Here is a 15297-nt window from a genome sequence, read left to right as displayed (position 1 = left end):
AGGCAACACGGCCGCTGTCACCGCAGCGTCACCGTCGCATCACTGCACCCTGTGGCCGGGTCGTCGCGCGCGTGACCAGAGCTCCTCCCCAGAGACGGCACGTCGCGCCGCCGATCGATTCAGGCGGTGCGCTGTCCGGACAGCCCGTGAGGAGGGGGCGCCCCGCGTGACACCGAGGACCTCAGGCGGGGCGCTACCGTCCGGCGGTGGACCAGCCCGACACCGGCCGGCCGACCAGCAGCCGGCTCGCCCGCACCGCCCGGCTCGCCGCGCTGCCCGCGGCGTACGCCGGGCGCACCGCGCTCGGCCTCGGCAGGCGGATCGGCGGCCGACCCGCCGAGGTGGTCGCCGCGCAGGTGCAGCAGCGCACCGCCGAGCAGCTGTTCGCCACCCTCGGCCAGCTCAAGGGCGGCGCGATGAAGGTCGGCCAGGCGATGTCGGCGATGGAGGCCGCGCTGCCCGAGCAGCTGGTCGGCCCCTACCGCGAGGCGCTCGTCCGGCTGCAGGACGCCGCACCCGCGATGCCGGCGCCGATGGTGCACGACCAGCTCACCCGGTCCCTCGGCGAGAGCTGGCGGGAGTGGTTCCGCGACTTCGACGACCGGCCGGTCGCGGCGGCCAGCATCGGGCAGGTGCACCGCGCCACCTGGTCCGACGGCAGCCCGGTGGCGGTCAAGATCCAGTACCTCGGTGCCGGTGACGCGCTCGTCGCCGACCTCAGCGTGTTGCAGCGGGCGGCGCCGCTCATGCAGGCGGCCATGCCGGGTCTCGACGCCCGCCAGCTGATCGCCGAGCTGCGTGACCGGCTGGTCGAGGAGGTCGACTACGCCCAGGAGGCGGACGCGCAGACGGCGTTCGTCGACGCCTACCGCGACGACCCGGACATCGCCGTCCCCGACGTGCTCGCCGCCGAGGACCGCGTGCTGGTGACCCGCTGGGTCGACGGCACCCCGCTGTCCCGGGTCATCGCCAAGGGCACCCAGGACGACCGCGACCGCGCCGGCCTGCTGCTGGTCCGCCTGCTCGCCTCCTCCCCCGAGCGCGCCCGCCGGCTGCACGGCGATCCCCACCCCGGCAACTTCCGGCTGCTGCCCGACGGGCGGCTCGCCGTCCTCGACTTCGGGGCCACCGAGGCGCTGCCGTCCGGCTGGCCGACCCGGCTCGGCCCGCTGCTCGCCGCCGGCCGGGACGGCGACGCCGCCGCGCTGCACCGCATCGCCGCCTCCGCGGGCCTGCTGAAACCGGACCAGGTCACCGAGGAAGCGCTGCTGGCGCTGCTCGACCCCTACCTGCGGCCGCTGCGCAGCCCCGCCTTCGCGTTCACCCGGGCCTGGGTGCAGGAGCAGACGCGGCTCGCCTCCGACCCGTTCAGCGCCGCGGCGCGGACGCAGCGCCGGCTGACCATCCCCCCGCGCCACCTGCTGCTGCAACGCGTCGCCGCGGGGCTGGCCGGCGTCCTCTGCTCCCTGGGCGCCAGCGTGCCCGTGGACGGCGAGGTCCGCCGATGGCTGCCCGGCTACGACGGCACCCGGTCCTGATCCGACCGCTCAGAAGCTGGAGTGCGGCGCGCCCATCCCGGGATCGATGCGCACCGGCCCCGACGCCGACGGCTCGACATCGAAGTCGAAGATCCCGGTCGGGATGTAGACGGTCGCGCACGAGTTGGGGATGTCGACGACGCCCGACAGCCGGCCCTCGATCGGCGCTGAGCCCAGCAGCAGGTAGGCCTGCTCGGGGCTGTAGCCGAACTTGGTCAGGTAGTCGATCGCGTGCAGGCAGGCCCGCTGGTAGGAGAGATCAGAGTCCAGGTAGTGCTGCTCGTCGTCCAGGGTCACCGAGGTGCCCGAGAAGGCCAACCACCGGTCGTAACGCGGCTCGACGTTGCCGGGCAGGAAGATCGCGTTCTCCGCCACCCCGTAGGTCTGCATGCCGCCCTTGAGCAGGTCGACGTGCAGGTCGATGAAGCCGCCCATCTCGATGGCGCCGCAGAAGGTGATCTCGCCGTCGCCCTGGGAGAAGTGCAGGTCGCCCACCGACAGGTTCGCCCCCGGCACGAACACGGGGTAGAACACCCGGCTGCCGCGGGTGAAGTTCTTGATGTCCTGGTTGCCGCCGTTCTCCCGCGGCGGCGCGGTCCGGGCGGCCTCCGCCGCTACCCGGTCGAAGTCCGCGCCGGACAGCGACCCGAGGATCGCGTCGTCCGGCAGCGGCGGCAGCGCCAGCGGCGGGTTGCGGTCGGGGTCGGTGGCGATCAGCGCACCCTCCCGCCGGTTCCAGCGCGCCAGCAGGTCCGCCGACGGCGCGGTGCCCATCAGCCCGGGGTGGGTGATCCCGGTGTAGGACACCCCGGGCACGTGCCGTGACGTCGCCGTCTGCCCGCGGAAGTCCCAGATCGCCTTGTACGCGTCGGGGAACTGGTCGGTGAGGAACCCGCCGCCGTTGGTCCGGGAGAAGATGCCGGTGTAGCCCCAGCCCTGGCCGGCCAGCGGGCCGGAGTCCTCCTGCGGGATCGGACCCAGGTCGAGGATGTCGACCAGCAGCAGGTCGCCGGGCTCGGCCCCCTCCACCGCGATCGGCCCGGACAGCGCGTGCACCCGCGACAGCGGCGCGTCCCGGACGTCGTCGGCCGAGTCGTCGTTGTTGATGGCCCCGTCGAACCACTCGCGGCAGTGCACCCGGAAGACGTCGCCCGGCCGCACGGTCACCGCCGGCGGGATGTCGGGGTGCCAGCGGTTGTGGCCGACGAGCTCCTGGTCGGTGAAGGACCTGCTGGAGTCGAGGGGGAAGACGACCTCGGGCACGGGCGGACCTCCGGACGGAGACGGGTCAGGGACGGGGCAGGCGGGCCAGCGCCGGGTTGTGCGGCTGTGGTGCGGACCGCCGGGACGGCGGCGCGGAGACCACTGCGGGCTCGTCGGCGGTCCGCGCGGTGCGGTCGAGCAGCGCCCGGTTGCGAGCCGACCCGAGCGACAGGCGCGGAGCGGTGAAGACCCGGGGCGCGGGGGCCGCGCAGTCTGGACAGGGCTCGCGGTCGGCCGCGGTGCCGATCGGCCGGGCGACCTCCAGCAGGCCGTGCTCGGCGCACCGGTACTGGTAGACGGCCACGCGGTCCCCTTCCGCTCCGAGCTACCCGGAGCCTCGGGGGTCGCGGGACGGCAGGCCAACCCCGGCGGGCCGCGACCCGTCCCCGACCTGCGCGTGCTCACCCGGCGGCACGAGGAGCTCACCCCACGGCGTCAGGGCCGTCCGCCTCGGTCGCCGCGGACGGCGCCGGCACACGCTCCGAGCCCACCGGCTCTCAGGAGGGCGACGTGACCGCTACAGCGGGAGGCCGATCGGCCATCGCGGGCTTCCACCACTTCTCCATCACCGCCACGGACCTCGACGCGAGCGTCGCCTGGTACCAGCGCGTGCTCGGGCTCGAGCCGCTGCCGATGACGTTCCCGCACTACGGCGCGGAGGAGACCGGGCACGCGATCGTGCTCCTCGAGCCGGCCCAGGGGTGGGCGATCGGGATCCACCGCCACGTGTCCAACCCGGGCACGCCGGCCAGCGAGACGGCGACCGGCCTGGACCACTTCGCGCTGGCGGTGTCCTCCCGGGCGGACTTCGACGCCTGGGCCTCCTGGCTCGACCAGCAGGGCGTGCAGCACGCCGGCGTCACCGACACGACCGACCCCATGCCGTACTCGGTGCTCGTGTTCCGCGACCCGGACAACATCCAGCTGGAGCTGGTGCACCTGCCGGGCTGACCCGCAGGACGCTCACCTCGGGTCGAGCAGCCGGCCGAGGTCGGCCGGGCCGGCGGGGCGGCCGAGGTGGGTGCCCTGCCCGGCGTCGCAGCCCAGCTCCCGCAGGACGGCGACCTGCGCCGGCGTCTCCACCCCCTCGGCGGTCACCGTGAGCCCGAGCAGGTGGGCCAGCGAGACGATCGACCCGACGAGCTGCACGTCGACGGGGTCGACGGCGTCCGCGGAGCGCAGCCCGCGGAGGAAGGAGCCGTCGAGCTTGAGCTCGTCGAGCGGCAGCCGCCGCAGGTAGGCGAGGTTGGAGTACCCGGTGCCGAAGTCGTCGATGGCCAGGCGCACGCCCATCCCCGCGAGCGCGTCGAGGGTGTGGCCGGTGAGCGGGTCGGTGCCGATGACCGTGCTCTCGGTGATCTCGAGCTGGAGCTGCTGGGGGTGCAGCCCGCTGTCGGCGAGCGCGGCCCGGACGTCGTCGACCAGGTGCTCGTCGCGCAGCTGCCGGCTGGCGAGGTTGACGCTGACGAACGGGCCGCTGCGGCCGGCCCCGAACCAGGCGTACGCCTGCCGGCAGGCCGCCCGCAGCACGTGCCGGCCGAGGGGGACGATCATCCCCGACTCCTCCGCCAGCCCGACGAAGCTCTCCGGGCCGAGCAGACCCATGCGCGGGTGCTCCCACCGGACCAGCGCCTCCACGCCGTGCAGCCGGCCGTCGCTCAGCCGCCGCAGGGGCTGGTAGTGGACCAGCAGGTCCTCCCCCGCCAGCGCCGCGGGCAGCGCGGAGGAGAGCCGGTAGCGGGTGATCTCCCGGGCGTTGCGCTCCGGCTCGAACAGCGCCCACTGGCTGCGGCCGTCGGCCTTGGCCCAGTACAGCGTCATGTCGGCGGCACGCAGCAGCTCCGCCGGGTCGACGTCGGCGATCGACCGCTCCACCACCCCGACGCTGGCGGTGATCTCCACCCGGCGGCCGCCCAGCTGCACCGGCTGCGCCACCGCGGCGAGGAGCTCCTCGGCGAGGGCGACCAGCTGCGCGCTGTCCGACGTCCGAGGGACCAGGACGACGAACTCGTCCCCGCCGAGCCGGGCGACCGACAGCCCGCGGTCGCGCACCACGGACACCAGGCGCTGGGCGACGGCCACGAGCAGCTGGTCGCCGACCTCGTGGCCCAGCGTGTCGTTGACCCCCTTGAAGCCGTCGAGGTCGAGGTAGCACAGCCCCGCCCGCGCGCCCGGCGACGCCCCGGCGAAGACGGCGTCGAGGTGGGCGAGGAACGTCCTGCGGTTGGGCAGCCCGGTCAGCGCGTCGTGCTGGGCCTCGAACTCGAGCTGGCGCCGCAGGTGGCGCAGCGCCGTGACGTCGTGGATGAGCGCCAGCTGGTAGCGGGGCCGGCCGTCCCCGTCGCGGAGCAGCGACACGGTGAGGTCGGTCCACACCGACTCGCCGTCGGACTTGAGGAACTGCTTCTCCAGCCGGAAGTGGTCCCGCTCCCCGCGGATCAGCTCCCCGTAGAGCCGCCACACGTGCTCGACGTCGGCGGGGTGCATGAACTCGTGCACCGACCGGCGGCGGAACTCCTCGACCGGATACCCCAGGAGCCGCACCAGGGCCGGGTTGACGTCGAGGATGCGGCCCTCCAGGTCACCGATCCCGATCCCGATCGTGGCGCCCTCGAAGACCGCGCGGAAGCGCTCCTGGCTGACGTGCAGGGCCTCCCGGGCCTGCTCCCGGGCCGCCGCGGCGGCGGCCAGGATCCCCTCCTGCTCGCACAGCGCCCGTTCCTGCAGCGCCGCGCTGAACCCCTCGGCGACCGCCGCCACCAGCGCGTCCCACCGGCGGGCGCGCGGTGCGGCACCGGTCGCGGGCCGGCCCTCGAGGAGCACGCACAGCGTCTGCGCGAGGGACGCCGGGTTGGTGAAGTGGGCGTCGACCAAGGCGGCTCCCACGTCCCTGCCGACGGACCCCGGGTCGGCCGGCTCGTCGAGCGCGGAGACCAGCCGGCGCAGCAGGCCCCGCAGGAACTCCCGCAGCTCGTCCGGCTGCAGGGGCACGTAGCTGCTCCCGGCGACGGCGTCGGCCCACCGCGCGGCGAGGACGTCGACGGGGTCCGGGGATCCGGGGGCGCCCGCCGCCTGCCCGTCGTCCCGGGAGCCCGCCACCGCCGCGCTCACGTGCGGCGGCCGACCCCGGCGAAGCCGGTGGTCCGCTCGGGCCGGCGGGCCGCCGCGTCGGGGTCGTCCGGCCGCCAGAGCGGCAGCCACACCAGGCCGGGGTCGAGGAGGTCGAAGCCGTCGAAGAACCGCGTGATCTCCCCGCGGCTGCGCATGGTCATCGGCGTCGGGGTGCGGCTGTAGAGCTCGCGGTGCGAGGCGGCCGCGTCGGGACGCCCGTCGGCGCTGGCATGGGACAGGACGAGGTGGCTGCCGGGGGGCAGCTGGTCGCGGATCCGGGCCACCGCCCCGAAGGGGTCGTCCTCGTCGCCCACGAAGTGCAGGACGGCCACCACGAGCACCGCGAGCGGCCGGTCCAGGTCGAGCGTGGCCCGGACCGCCGGGTCCTCCAGGATGGTCTCCGGCGCGCGCAGGTCGCCGTGGACGACCGCGGTCTGCTCGTCGCCGGCGAGGATCGCGCGGCTGTGGGCCACCGCCACCGGGTCGCTGTCGACGTACACGACGCGGGCTCCCGGGTGCACCTGCTGGGCGGCCTCGTGCACGTTGCCCACGGTGGGGATGCCGGAGCCGATGTCGAGGAACTGGGTGGTGCCGCGCTCGGCCAGGAAGCGGACCGCCCGGCGCAGGAACGCGCGGTTGGCCTGCATGATCACCGGTAGGTCCGGCCACAGGCCGATGGCCTCCCGCGCCATGCGCCGGTCGACCTCGAGGTTGTGCGATCCCCCGAGGTAGTAGTCGTACACCCGGGCCGCGCTCGGACGACTCAGGTCGACCTCGGCCGGGACCCAGCTCGGACGGTGCATGCTCTGCGTACTCCTCAACCAGTGCTCTGCTCGCCCGCAGCTGCCCGGCGGACGGCGGTCTCGTTCCACCCGCATCTGTACCGGAGATCCCGCCCTGTGGGTACCCGCTCGTGCCGTGCCCGGTCACGCACGAGCACCGGGTCGTCACTGCGCCGACCGCCACCGGCTCGCCGATGATGTACCGGAGATGACCAGGGCCGGTTGCGTCGACATCGCGGTCACCACGAACGGCGAGTTGACGTACGACGACATCGGCGGACACCTGCGCCCTGCGGGCACCGGACCGGTCGAGATCGACCTGACCGGGCTCAGGTTCATCGACCCGGCCGGCCTGGTGAGCCTCGCAGTCGTCGCCGAGCGGGCGACGCTCCTGCGCCGTCCCGTCCGCTTCCGCCGGCCCGAGGGGGGCGACGTCGCCAACTACCTCACCCGGATGCGGCTCGGTGAGCAGCTCGCCGCCCTCGACGTCGGGCACGACCTGCCACGGGTGCAGGAGCGCCGGCTCGGCCACCGCCTGGTCGAGCTGCGCCGGTTCGACGGGGAGGCCGGGCTGGACACCGTCGCCGCCGCCCTGGTGCAGACCTACGTCGACGACCACCCCGAGCTCGTCCAGCCGCTGTACGCGGCGCTCGACGAGATGGCCCGCAACGTCCTGGAGCACAGCACCCGGTCGCACGGGTACGTGGCGCTGCAGCGGTACGACGCCCGGGGGGACATCTCCTTCGCCGTCGGTGACAGCGGCATCGGCCTGCGGGAGCGGCTCGTCCGGGCGGTACCCGTGCCCGACGACCGGACGGCGATCGTCCGTGCCGCGCAGGTGCACGTGACCTCCATCGGCCGCCCGGGGCGCGGGCGCGGCATCAGCCGGGTCATCGGCATCACCGGCGAGCACCGCGGCAGCGTGACGCTCGTCAGCGGAGCGGCCAGCGGGACCTTCCGGCGGGGTTCTCCGGAACCCGAACTGTCGGATCTGCCCGCGTCCTACCCCGGTACGCTCGCGCACGTGCGCCTGAGCCTGTGAGGAGGTCGACGACCGTGCCTGCAGTCCTCCCACCGATCGAGGTCCCCCAGCTGAGCGGCGGCCGCGAGCGCGCCCGTGCCCTCGTCGACGGCCTCGCCGACCGCATGAGCGGCGCCACCATCGTGGCCGACTTCCGCCGCATGGTCGCCGGCACGCCGTCCTTCGCCGACGAGCTCGTCACCCGCGTGCTGGTCGACGGCGGCGCGGCGGCGCTCCGCGCGGAGCACGTCAGCCGCGAGTTCGGCGCGTGGCTGCTCGAGGCGGCCCGGGACCACGGCGTCGCGGAGCGGCTGCAGGTCGTCTGACCGCTCTCAGTCCGGAGCGCGGACGGCCTCACCGGTGACCTGCATGGCCGCCTCCCACGCGTCGGCCTCCGCCGCGGCGGTGCCGGAGTCGTCGCCCTGGAACCAGGGCAGCGCGGCCGCCTCCCACGCCAGCGCCGCCTCCCGCGCGGCGGACGACGACACGCGGTGCACGAGCATCTGGTACTTCGTCCGGGCCGCCGAGAGCTGGGCGTCCGTGTTCCGCGAGGGCAGTATCTGGCTCCTGTCGCGGCACAGCGCCGACCGGTAGTCGGCCATCGCGGTCTGCAGCTCGATCAGGGTGTCGCGCTGGAACTCGCGCGTCGCCCGCTCCCGCTGGTCGGCCCGCGCCCGGGCCGCGGCGCGGGCCTTGAGCGACTCGGCGGTGGCCTGCGCGGCGACGGTGAGCAGCCCGCCGGCCACCACGCCGATGAAGGCCCAGACCGCGGTGCTCACTGCGCTCCCTCTCGCTCACCCACGGTGAAGGCTAGGACGGGAGTACGACGGATCGGGGCGGTGCACGCGCCGACCGGGGGCGACCGTCCGCGACCCCGCCGTCGTCCGGGGAGCCGTTCCCGCGGGACCCTCGACCCGACCCCGGGAGGCGACGTGTCCCGCACCGCCGCGGCAGCAGCAGTGGCCGTCCTGCTCGCGGCCGCCTGCACCGGCGGGGACGTCGACGCCCCTCCCCCGCTCCGGGCCGTGGTGAGGACCCTGGACGTCGACGCCGCCGTCGGCACGGACGTCGTCGTCCACGACCTCGCGCCGCGCCCCGATGGCCTACCCGTGGCGCTGGTCGGCGCACCCCGCGCCGGACAGGGCTGGCTGGTCGACCTGGGGAGCGGCGACCCGACCGCCGTCCCCGGCCTCGACCCGGGCAGCGAGCTGGTGATCGCCGACGACGGCACACCGCTCGTCGTCGGCACCGCGCTGACGCGGGTCGGCGGCGCCGTCCTCCCTCTCCCCCTCGGCGGACCGCCGGACGCCGTCCTCCTCGACGGCGACACCCTCCATCTCGCCCGCGACACGCACCTGGCCGCGGTGGACGCCGGCACCGGCGCCGTCCGCACCACCGCCACCGCGCCGGCTCCGGTCACCCACCTGGCGAGGACGCCGGACGGCGGCCTGGTCGCGCTGGCGGACCGGGACGGCGTCGTCCTCCTCCGCCTCACCGCCGACCTGCGCCCGGACGGCGACCCGGTCGAGGTCGTCGCCGAGCCCGAGGGCACGCCGACCGCCCTGCAGGTGACCGCCGACGGCACCGTCGTCGCCGCCGCCTACGTCAACGAGGCGCAGGACGCCGGGCGCGTGGTGCGCGTCGTCGGCGGGGAGGCGCGGACCGTGGCCGACCTGGAGGGCACCGACGACACCGCCCTCGACCTCGCCGTCGACCCGGCCGGCCGGGTCGCGTACCTGGTGCTGTCCGCCTCATACCACCCGGCCGAGCTGACGGCGGTCGACCTGGTCACGGGAAGGCGCACCGCCACCGTGGGGCTGTGCGGCGGCGCCGGGGCCTTCGGCGCGCTCGCACCCGACGCCGGCGGCGAGACGCTCACGGTCATCGGTTCGTGCATCGACGCCGACGGCCCGCAGACCACCGCGTTCGTCGTTAGCTGACCCGATGAGGCGTCCGCCCGTTCGTGGCTACGGTCGACCGATGCACTGCGGCAGCACCGAGAGGTCCTCGTGAGGTCGGTCGGCGTCCGCGAGCTGCGCGATGGGCTGAGCCGGTACCTGGCCGAGGTGCGTGCCGGGCACACCGTGACCGTCACCGACCACGGCCGCGCGGTCGCGCGGATCGTGCCCGTCGACCAGCCCGGCCCACTGGAGCGGCTGGTCGCTGAGGGCCTCGTCCAGCCAGCTCGCCGACGCGAGCGGGTGGCACCTCAGCCGGTCGAGACCTCCGGGACGGTCAGCGACCTGGTCACCGAACAGCGCAGGTGATCGCCTGCTTCGACACGTCCGCCGTGGTGCCGCTGCTCGCCAGGGACGAGCCCGGCGCCCCGGACTCGCACGAGGCCGAGGCCGGATCGCTCAGCCCTGCTGCGCCGAGCGGCGCATGGACCACATCTGCGCCGGGCGCTCGAACTGGGTGGCGACCTCCCAGCTCACCGCGCCGTTGACGACCTCCCGGCGGAAGTTGCCGACCGCCACCCGGGCCAGCTCTGGGTCGGCGGCCACGCGGCGGGCCAGCTCCAGCGCGCGGTCCTCGACGGCGGCGTCGTCGACGGACTCCCACGCCAGGCCGAGCTCCACCGCGCGGGCGCCGCTGACCTCCTCGCCGAACAGCGCCATCGCCGCGGCGGCCTCGCGGCCGATCAGCCGCGACAGGATGACGAAGTGCCCGCCGCCGGGGTGCATGCCGCGCTTGAGGAAGCCGGCGATCAGCCGGGCGTCGGTCGCGACGATCCGCAGGTCGGCGGCCAGCAGCATGTTCATCCCGGCGCCCACGGCGGACCCGCGGACGGCGGCGATGGTGGGCACCTTCACCTGGCCCAGCCGGTAGAAGGAGTCGTAGATGCGGCTCATGCCCTCGTAGGCGTCGGGCGCTGCGGGGTCCTTGCCGGCGCTGGTCAGCGTCGCGATGTCCCCGCCGGCGCAGAACGACTTCCCCACCGCCCGGACGACGAGCGCGCCGACCTCCGGCTGGGCGTCCACCTCGTCGAAGACGCCGATCAGCTCGTTCGCCATGGCGGGCGTCAGGGCGTTGCGACGGTCGGGCGCGTTGAGCGTCACCACCGCCACGCCACCGTCGACCTCGAGCAGGACCTCGGCGTCAGCCACGAGCGCACCTCCGGATCAGCGGCCGGCCCCGGCGCCGGTCCGTCCGGGCATGAGACCACGCCGCCCGGTTGCCGCCCTGTCCAGGTCCACCCCACACTCGGGCACCGACTCCCGGAGCCCGCATGCCCCCCGCCCGCCGTGCCGCGGCCACCCTCGCCGCCGTCGCGCTGGCGCTCACCGGCTGCACCGGCGACGAGGGCACGCCCACCCCACCGCCGCGGACGTTCACCGAGAACTTCGGCAGCGCCGACCTCGACGGCGTCGCGCCCGCCGGCGTCGACGTCCTCGACCTCGCGGCCGTCCCCGACGGCGGCACGCTCGCCCTGCTCGCCGACACCGCCGACGCGCGCACCGGCTACCTGGTGCCGATCAGCCAGGAGGGGCTCGGCGACGTCCGCCGGGTCGACGACGTCGGCACGCAGCTGTTCGTCACCGCCGACGGGACGGTGCTGGTCACCGGCCCGGGCCGGATCACCCGGGTCCCGCCCGGCGGGGCGGCGCCCACGGTCACCGCGGTCGACGTCGCCGGGGATCCTGCCGCCCTCTCCCCCGACGGTCGCCGCCTCTACCTGGCCACGGACGACGGCCGGCTCGCCGCCGTCGACGCCGGCACCGGCCGGGTGGAGGCCACCACCGACCTCGCCGAGGGGCTCACCGTGCAGGCGCTCGCCGTCCGCCCCGACGGCGGGCCGACGGCGCTGCTCAGCGACGCCCGCGCCCCCGACCTGGCCGACGTCGCCGCGCTGGCCACGTGGGACGAGCAGCTCGACCCGGTCGACGGCCCGGTGGAGCTCGCGCCCGACGAGCCGGCCAGCATCCCGTCGGCCCTGCAGGTCACCGACGACGGCACCGCCGTCGCCACCCTCACCGCAGGCTCGGGCGACGACCCGTTCCGCGTGGTCACGGTGGACGACGGCGAGGTCACCGCGTCCCACGTCGTCCCCGGCACCGACCGCACCCCCGCCGACTTCGCCGTCTCCCCCGACGGCCGGGTCGCCTATCTGCCCGTGGTCGGCTTCGAGGTCGAGTCCGGCGTCATCACCCTCGCCCTGTCCGACGGCGAGCAGCTCGCCGCCGCGAAGCTGTGCCCCGGCCAGGGCGCCTTCGGCCGGGTGGCACTGGCCGCCGACGGCGCGACGCTCACCGTCGTCGGCTCGTGCGCCACCGCCGAGGCGCCGTCGTCGCTGGCCTTCGTCGCCGGCTGACCCTCGCCGCACGTGATGCCGCACTTCCATGGCGGCGAGATCACCCATGCGCAGGCGACGTTGAACGCCAAGGAGTACGCCGCCGCGCAGCTGCAGGCCGTGGCCACGATGACCGAGCGGTACGAGGAGAAGTCCGGCCAGAGCTGACGACGGCGGTGAGGTGGCGGTACGCCGTCACCTCACCAGCTCGTCGGACAGCCGCCGCAGCCCCTGTCGCGCTCCCCGCTCGCAGGCCTGGTCGTGAGCCCGGTCCTCGCGGAGGCCTGCGGCTCTGACGCGGGCTGCAGTCCGATTGCTAGCGTCCTGCTTGCACAGCGCTAGCATGGTGCGACATGAGGACCCTCTACCTGCGCAACGTCCCGGACGACGTGGTCGAGCGCCTGGAGCGCCTCGCCGCACAGGAGGCGACGTCGGTCAGCGCGCTCGCCGTCCGCGAACTGGCCGAGGCCTCGCGGCGGGCGGACAACCCGGCCCTCCTGGGAGCACTGCCGGACCTGGGCGTCCCCGCGGACGAGTTCGTCGCAGGGCTGGACGCGGAGCGCGCCGGGCGGTGATCGTCGCCGATGCCTCGGCGGTCGTCTCCGGCCTGCTCAACGCCGGTCCCACCCGGACCCTGTTGGCACGGGAACGGGTACAGGTACCGCACCTGGTCGACACCGAGGTCACCAGCGCCCTGCGTCGCGCCGCCGCGGCCGGCACGATCACGGCAGCCGACGGGTGGTCGGCCCTCGACACCTGGCGCCGGCTCGCGGTCACCCGCCACCCCGCCACCGGCCTGCTGGACCGGGTGTGGCAGCTCCGCGGCAACGTGACGGCGTACGACGCGACGTACGTCGCGCTCGCCGAGGCCCTGGGATGCGCCCTGGTCACCGCAGACGGACGACTGGCCCGGGCCCCCGGTCTGCGGTGTCCCGTGACGGTGGTCCCGCGGTAGGGCTGCCCCGGACACCGTTCCGGACGACGGTCACGTCGCTGAGCGCCGTCGGTTACGCAGGCGGCGTCCACCCGGGGTCGCGGCCGGTGGCGCCGATGAGCCGGTCGAGCGCCGGTGCGTCGTCGGGGACCGGCACGGGCGGCCCGAACAGGCCCGGCGGCCGGTCGTCGCCGAACGAGGCCACGAACCGCATGGCGCCCTCGGCCGACGCGTCGTCGACGGCGTAGGGCTGCCCGGTGGCGACGGCGAGGTCCCAGCCGTGCACCACCACCTCGTCGAGCGCCACGAGCGCGGCGACCTCGCCGGGCATCTCCACTCCCCCGGCCGCCGTCGTGCCCTCGTAGGCGGCCGGGTCGCGCCAGGCGACCGCCAGCGCGGCGAGCTGCGCGGGGATGTGGGTGCGCCAGTCGGCGGGCAGGGAGTCGGCCGAGGCCCGCGGCGCGCCGTCCAGCGGCGTCTTCTCCGCGGCGAGCCGGAAGGCCAGCGTCAGCCCGGCGAGGTGGTCGAGGATGCCGGCCACCGGGGTGTCCCGGCACGGCGTCGGGGCGCCGAGCTGGTCGTCGCGCACCCCGGCCACCACCGCGCTCACCGCGGCCGCGGCAGGTCCCAGGTCGATCGTCGTCATGGAGCGGGGACCGCCGGGAGCGCCGGGATTCATCGGACGCCCCGGAGGCGGTAGACATACCCTCCGTGACAGGGGGACGACAGGACGACGCCGCCCTCGTCCTCCCCAGCGCCGGACCCGACCCGATCCCGCTGCCCACCGCCCTGGCCGCCGTCCTCGGGTACGCGCGCGGACGCCGTCCGCTGTTCTTCCGCTCCCCCAGCGCCCCGCAGGGCCGGTGGTTCCAGGTGCTCGCCTACGCCTTCGACCGCTTCGACGGTCAGCGCCGCGAGACCGCCGACTCCCCCACCGACCGCGACGTCCTGCTCGCCGAGGGCCTGCACGGCCGGCTCGACCCGGTGGGCTGGCGGGAGGTCCGCACCGCGCTGGACGACGTCCGGCCCCTGGCCCGGGAGCTCGTGGACCGGGCGGCCGGGCGCGCGTTGTGGGAGCTCCCGGACGAGGAGTTCTCCGTGCTCGCCGAGCCCGGCACCGTGGGCGCGCTGCTGCGCCGGCTCACCGACCGTCCGGGCGCCCGCCACGTCGTCGCCGCCCTGCACCACCGGGAGCCGTCCCTCGTGCCGCTGCTCGACGGCGTCACCCGCCGCCAGCTCCACGGGCACGTCGTCGAGGGCGACAGCGGGCCCGAGGCCGTCGTGCACCGGGAGCTGCGCGCCAACGCCGTGGCGTTCGGCCGCCTCGAGACGGCGGCGGCGACGCTGCTCGGCCGGCCGCTGACCCGGCTGCGGCTGCACGACGTCCTGCTGTGGCTGGCCGGCAGCCTGCGGATGACCCACGCCGTCGCCGTCGGCCGCACGCTGGCCGCGGAGAGCGAGGAGGGGCTGGAGGTCGTCTTCGGCGGCTGACTCGCAGGCGGCGGCGCGAGAGCGCACTCGTCGCCGCCGGCACGGGCGGACACGCCGGACCACGCGGCAGCGACTGCCTCCTCGACGTGGTGCACGGCTCCCGCTGTCCGGGCGGGACTCGCGTCGTTCGGGTGGCTTTCCCCAGGGTGGCCACGTGGACGGCCCTCCTCTGGCTATCGTCCGGCCGTGCGTGATCACGGGGGACGGATCCGGCTCACGGCAGCGGCCGTCGCACTGGGGACGCTGCTCACCGGCTGCGGCGGCGGCGACGAGACGCCGAGCCAGACCCTGCCGTCGGCCACCGCGGCGCCGACCACCGAAGCGCTGCCGGTCGTCGGCCCGGCCGACTTCCCCGTGCCGCCCGAGGCCCGCACCCAGGACGCCGCCGGCGCCGAGGCCTTCCTCCGTTACTGGATCGACCTGCTCGACCGGCAGCAGGCCATCCCGGCAGGCCAGCCGCTGCGTGACCTGGGGCCCGACTGCGATGAGTGCCAGCGGATCGCCCGGGTCTACGACGAGACCGCGGCCGCTGGCTACAAGTACGAGGGCGGCGAGCTAACGCTCAACGACGTCCCGTCACCAGTCATGAATGGTGAGACTGCGTACATCAGCTTCGGCATCCGGGAGGAAGCCGTCCAACGGGTGGACGACCATGGAGATCCGATCGACGAGGGGCAGGAAGTCGCACCTAACGTTGCCGGCGGCATCAATCTCGTCTGGTCGCCCATGCACCGCTCGTGGATCGTCACCAGCTTTGGGTACGGATGACCCGGGCATTGGGTCGCTGCTCGCTGTGCTTGCTGGTGCTTGTCGCATTCACCGTGATTGCAGTTACGGAGGCCGCTGCGGACTGCGGGTACCGCAAG

The 15297-nt window shown here is 75.1% G+C and carries 19 protein-coding genes; 12 read left to right on the top strand and 7 right to left on the bottom strand.

What is annotated here, in order from left to right; all coding sequences use genetic code 11:
* Positions 1-206 precede the first annotated feature (206 nt).
* A complete protein-coding gene (locus ACWIZO_RS15980) occupies positions 207-1538 on the top strand; it encodes an ABC1 kinase family protein (protein ID WP_448638633.1) in 1332 nt (443 codons plus the stop codon).
* Between the two features lie 9 nt (positions 1539-1547).
* Here the strand turns inward: ACWIZO_RS15980 and fmdA are convergent, their stop codons facing one another.
* Positions 1548-2801 carry a formamidase gene (gene fmdA, locus ACWIZO_RS15975; RefSeq protein WP_448638632.1) on the bottom strand — a complete coding sequence of 418 codons (1254 nt, stop codon included), beginning with the start codon at positions 2799-2801 and terminating at the stop codon, positions 1548-1550.
* Positions 2802-2826: 25 nt separating this feature from the next.
* On the bottom strand, positions 2827-3105 hold the full coding sequence (locus ACWIZO_RS15970; RefSeq protein WP_448638631.1) for an FmdB family zinc ribbon protein: 279 nt from the start codon (positions 3103-3105) through the stop codon (positions 2827-2829).
* A gap of 206 nt (positions 3106-3311) precedes the next feature.
* Here ACWIZO_RS15970 and ACWIZO_RS15965 point away from each other — a divergent pair, with 206 nt between their 5' ends.
* Positions 3312-3752, top strand: a complete 441-nt coding sequence (locus ACWIZO_RS15965; protein ID WP_448638630.1) for a VOC family protein — start codon at positions 3312-3314, stop codon at positions 3750-3752.
* A gap of 12 nt (positions 3753-3764) precedes the next feature.
* Here the strand turns inward: ACWIZO_RS15965 and ACWIZO_RS15960 are convergent, their stop codons facing one another.
* A complete protein-coding gene (locus ACWIZO_RS15960; RefSeq protein ID WP_448638629.1) occupies positions 3765-5912 on the bottom strand; it encodes a putative bifunctional diguanylate cyclase/phosphodiesterase in 2148 nt (715 codons plus the stop codon).
* Positions 5909-6715: an SAM-dependent methyltransferase gene (locus ACWIZO_RS15955; RefSeq protein WP_448638628.1), complete on the bottom strand. Its 807-nt coding sequence runs from the start codon at positions 6713-6715 to the stop codon at positions 5909-5911. Before ACWIZO_RS15955 ends, ACWIZO_RS15960 begins: the two co-directional genes overlap by 4 nt.
* A 187-nt stretch (positions 6716-6902) precedes the next feature.
* Here ACWIZO_RS15955 and ACWIZO_RS15950 point away from each other — a divergent pair, with 187 nt between their 5' ends.
* Both ACWIZO_RS15950 and ACWIZO_RS15945 read left to right on the top strand, forming a co-directional pair.
* Complete coding sequence (locus ACWIZO_RS15950; RefSeq protein ID WP_448638627.1) at positions 6903-7736, top strand: hypothetical protein; 834 nt, start codon at positions 6903-6905, stop codon at positions 7734-7736.
* Positions 7737-7750: 14 nt separating this feature from the next.
* A complete protein-coding gene (locus tag ACWIZO_RS15945) occupies positions 7751-8041 on the top strand; it encodes a hypothetical protein (protein WP_446759661.1) in 291 nt (96 codons plus the stop codon).
* Between the two features lie 6 nt (positions 8042-8047).
* On the opposite strand, the gene ACWIZO_RS15940 is transcribed toward ACWIZO_RS15945, so the two are convergent.
* Positions 8048-8494 carry a hypothetical protein gene (locus ACWIZO_RS15940; protein WP_448638626.1) on the bottom strand — a complete coding sequence of 149 codons (447 nt, stop codon included), beginning with the start codon at positions 8492-8494 and terminating at the stop codon, positions 8048-8050.
* A gap of 153 nt (positions 8495-8647) precedes the next feature.
* On the opposite strand from ACWIZO_RS15940, the gene ACWIZO_RS15935 reads away from it, so the two are divergent.
* Together ACWIZO_RS15935 and ACWIZO_RS15930 are read left to right on the top strand one after the other, a co-directional pair.
* On the top strand, positions 8648-9655 hold the full coding sequence (locus ACWIZO_RS15935) for a hypothetical protein (protein ID WP_448638625.1): 1008 nt from the start codon (positions 8648-8650) through the stop codon (positions 9653-9655).
* Between the two features lie 69 nt (positions 9656-9724).
* The gene (locus ACWIZO_RS15930; protein ID WP_448638624.1) at positions 9725-9982 is read left to right on the top strand and encodes a type II toxin-antitoxin system Phd/YefM family antitoxin; all 258 of its coding nucleotides are present in this window, start codon (positions 9725-9727) and stop codon (positions 9980-9982) included.
* 90 nt (positions 9983-10072) lie between these two features.
* Here the strand turns inward: ACWIZO_RS15930 and ACWIZO_RS15925 are convergent, their stop codons facing one another.
* Positions 10073-10822 (bottom strand): enoyl-CoA hydratase/isomerase family protein, encoded by a 750-nt coding sequence (locus ACWIZO_RS15925; RefSeq protein WP_448638623.1) that lies wholly within the window; start codon positions 10820-10822, stop codon positions 10073-10075.
* Between the two features lie 122 nt (positions 10823-10944).
* On the opposite strand from ACWIZO_RS15925, the gene ACWIZO_RS15920 reads away from it, so the two are divergent.
* The 4 genes from ACWIZO_RS15920 to ACWIZO_RS15905 all read left to right on the top strand — a co-directional run bounded on the left by ACWIZO_RS15920 (position 10945) and on the right by ACWIZO_RS15905 (position 12961).
* Positions 10945-12027, top strand: coding sequence for a hypothetical protein (locus tag ACWIZO_RS15920; RefSeq protein WP_448638622.1), 1083 nt, complete (start codon positions 10945-10947; stop codon positions 12025-12027).
* A gap of 15 nt (positions 12028-12042) precedes the next feature.
* Positions 12043-12174, top strand: coding sequence for a hypothetical protein (locus tag ACWIZO_RS15915; protein ID WP_448638621.1), 132 nt, complete (start codon positions 12043-12045; stop codon positions 12172-12174).
* 185 nt (positions 12175-12359) lie between these two features.
* Positions 12360-12581 (top strand): hypothetical protein, encoded by a 222-nt coding sequence (locus ACWIZO_RS15910; RefSeq protein WP_448638620.1) that lies wholly within the window; start codon positions 12360-12362, stop codon positions 12579-12581.
* Positions 12578-12961: a type II toxin-antitoxin system VapC family toxin gene (locus ACWIZO_RS15905; protein WP_448638619.1), complete on the top strand. Its 384-nt coding sequence runs from the start codon at positions 12578-12580 to the stop codon at positions 12959-12961. The genes ACWIZO_RS15910 and ACWIZO_RS15905 overlap by 4 nt, the downstream gene beginning before the upstream one ends.
* Before the next feature lie 52 nt (positions 12962-13013).
* Here the strand turns inward: ACWIZO_RS15905 and ACWIZO_RS15900 are convergent, their stop codons facing one another.
* A complete protein-coding gene (locus tag ACWIZO_RS15900; protein WP_448638618.1) occupies positions 13014-13586 on the bottom strand; it encodes a TIGR03086 family metal-binding protein in 573 nt (190 codons plus the stop codon).
* Between the two features lie 65 nt (positions 13587-13651).
* On the opposite strand from ACWIZO_RS15900, the gene ACWIZO_RS15895 reads away from it, so the two are divergent.
* Together ACWIZO_RS15895 and ACWIZO_RS15890 are read left to right on the top strand one after the other, a co-directional pair.
* Entirely contained in the window at positions 13652-14431 is a 780-nt protein-coding gene (locus ACWIZO_RS15895; RefSeq protein ID WP_448638617.1) for a DUF6308 family protein, read from the top strand.
* Between the two features lie 186 nt (positions 14432-14617).
* Positions 14618-15199 (top strand): hypothetical protein, encoded by a 582-nt coding sequence (locus ACWIZO_RS15890; RefSeq protein ID WP_448638616.1) that lies wholly within the window; start codon positions 14618-14620, stop codon positions 15197-15199.
* Positions 15200-15297: the final 98 nt, after the last annotated feature.

Source organism: Geodermatophilus sp. URMC 63, from assembly GCF_053502565.1.
The sequence above is the reverse complement of the archived record's forward strand: the minus strand, read 5'-3'. Positions and strand labels throughout refer to the sequence as shown.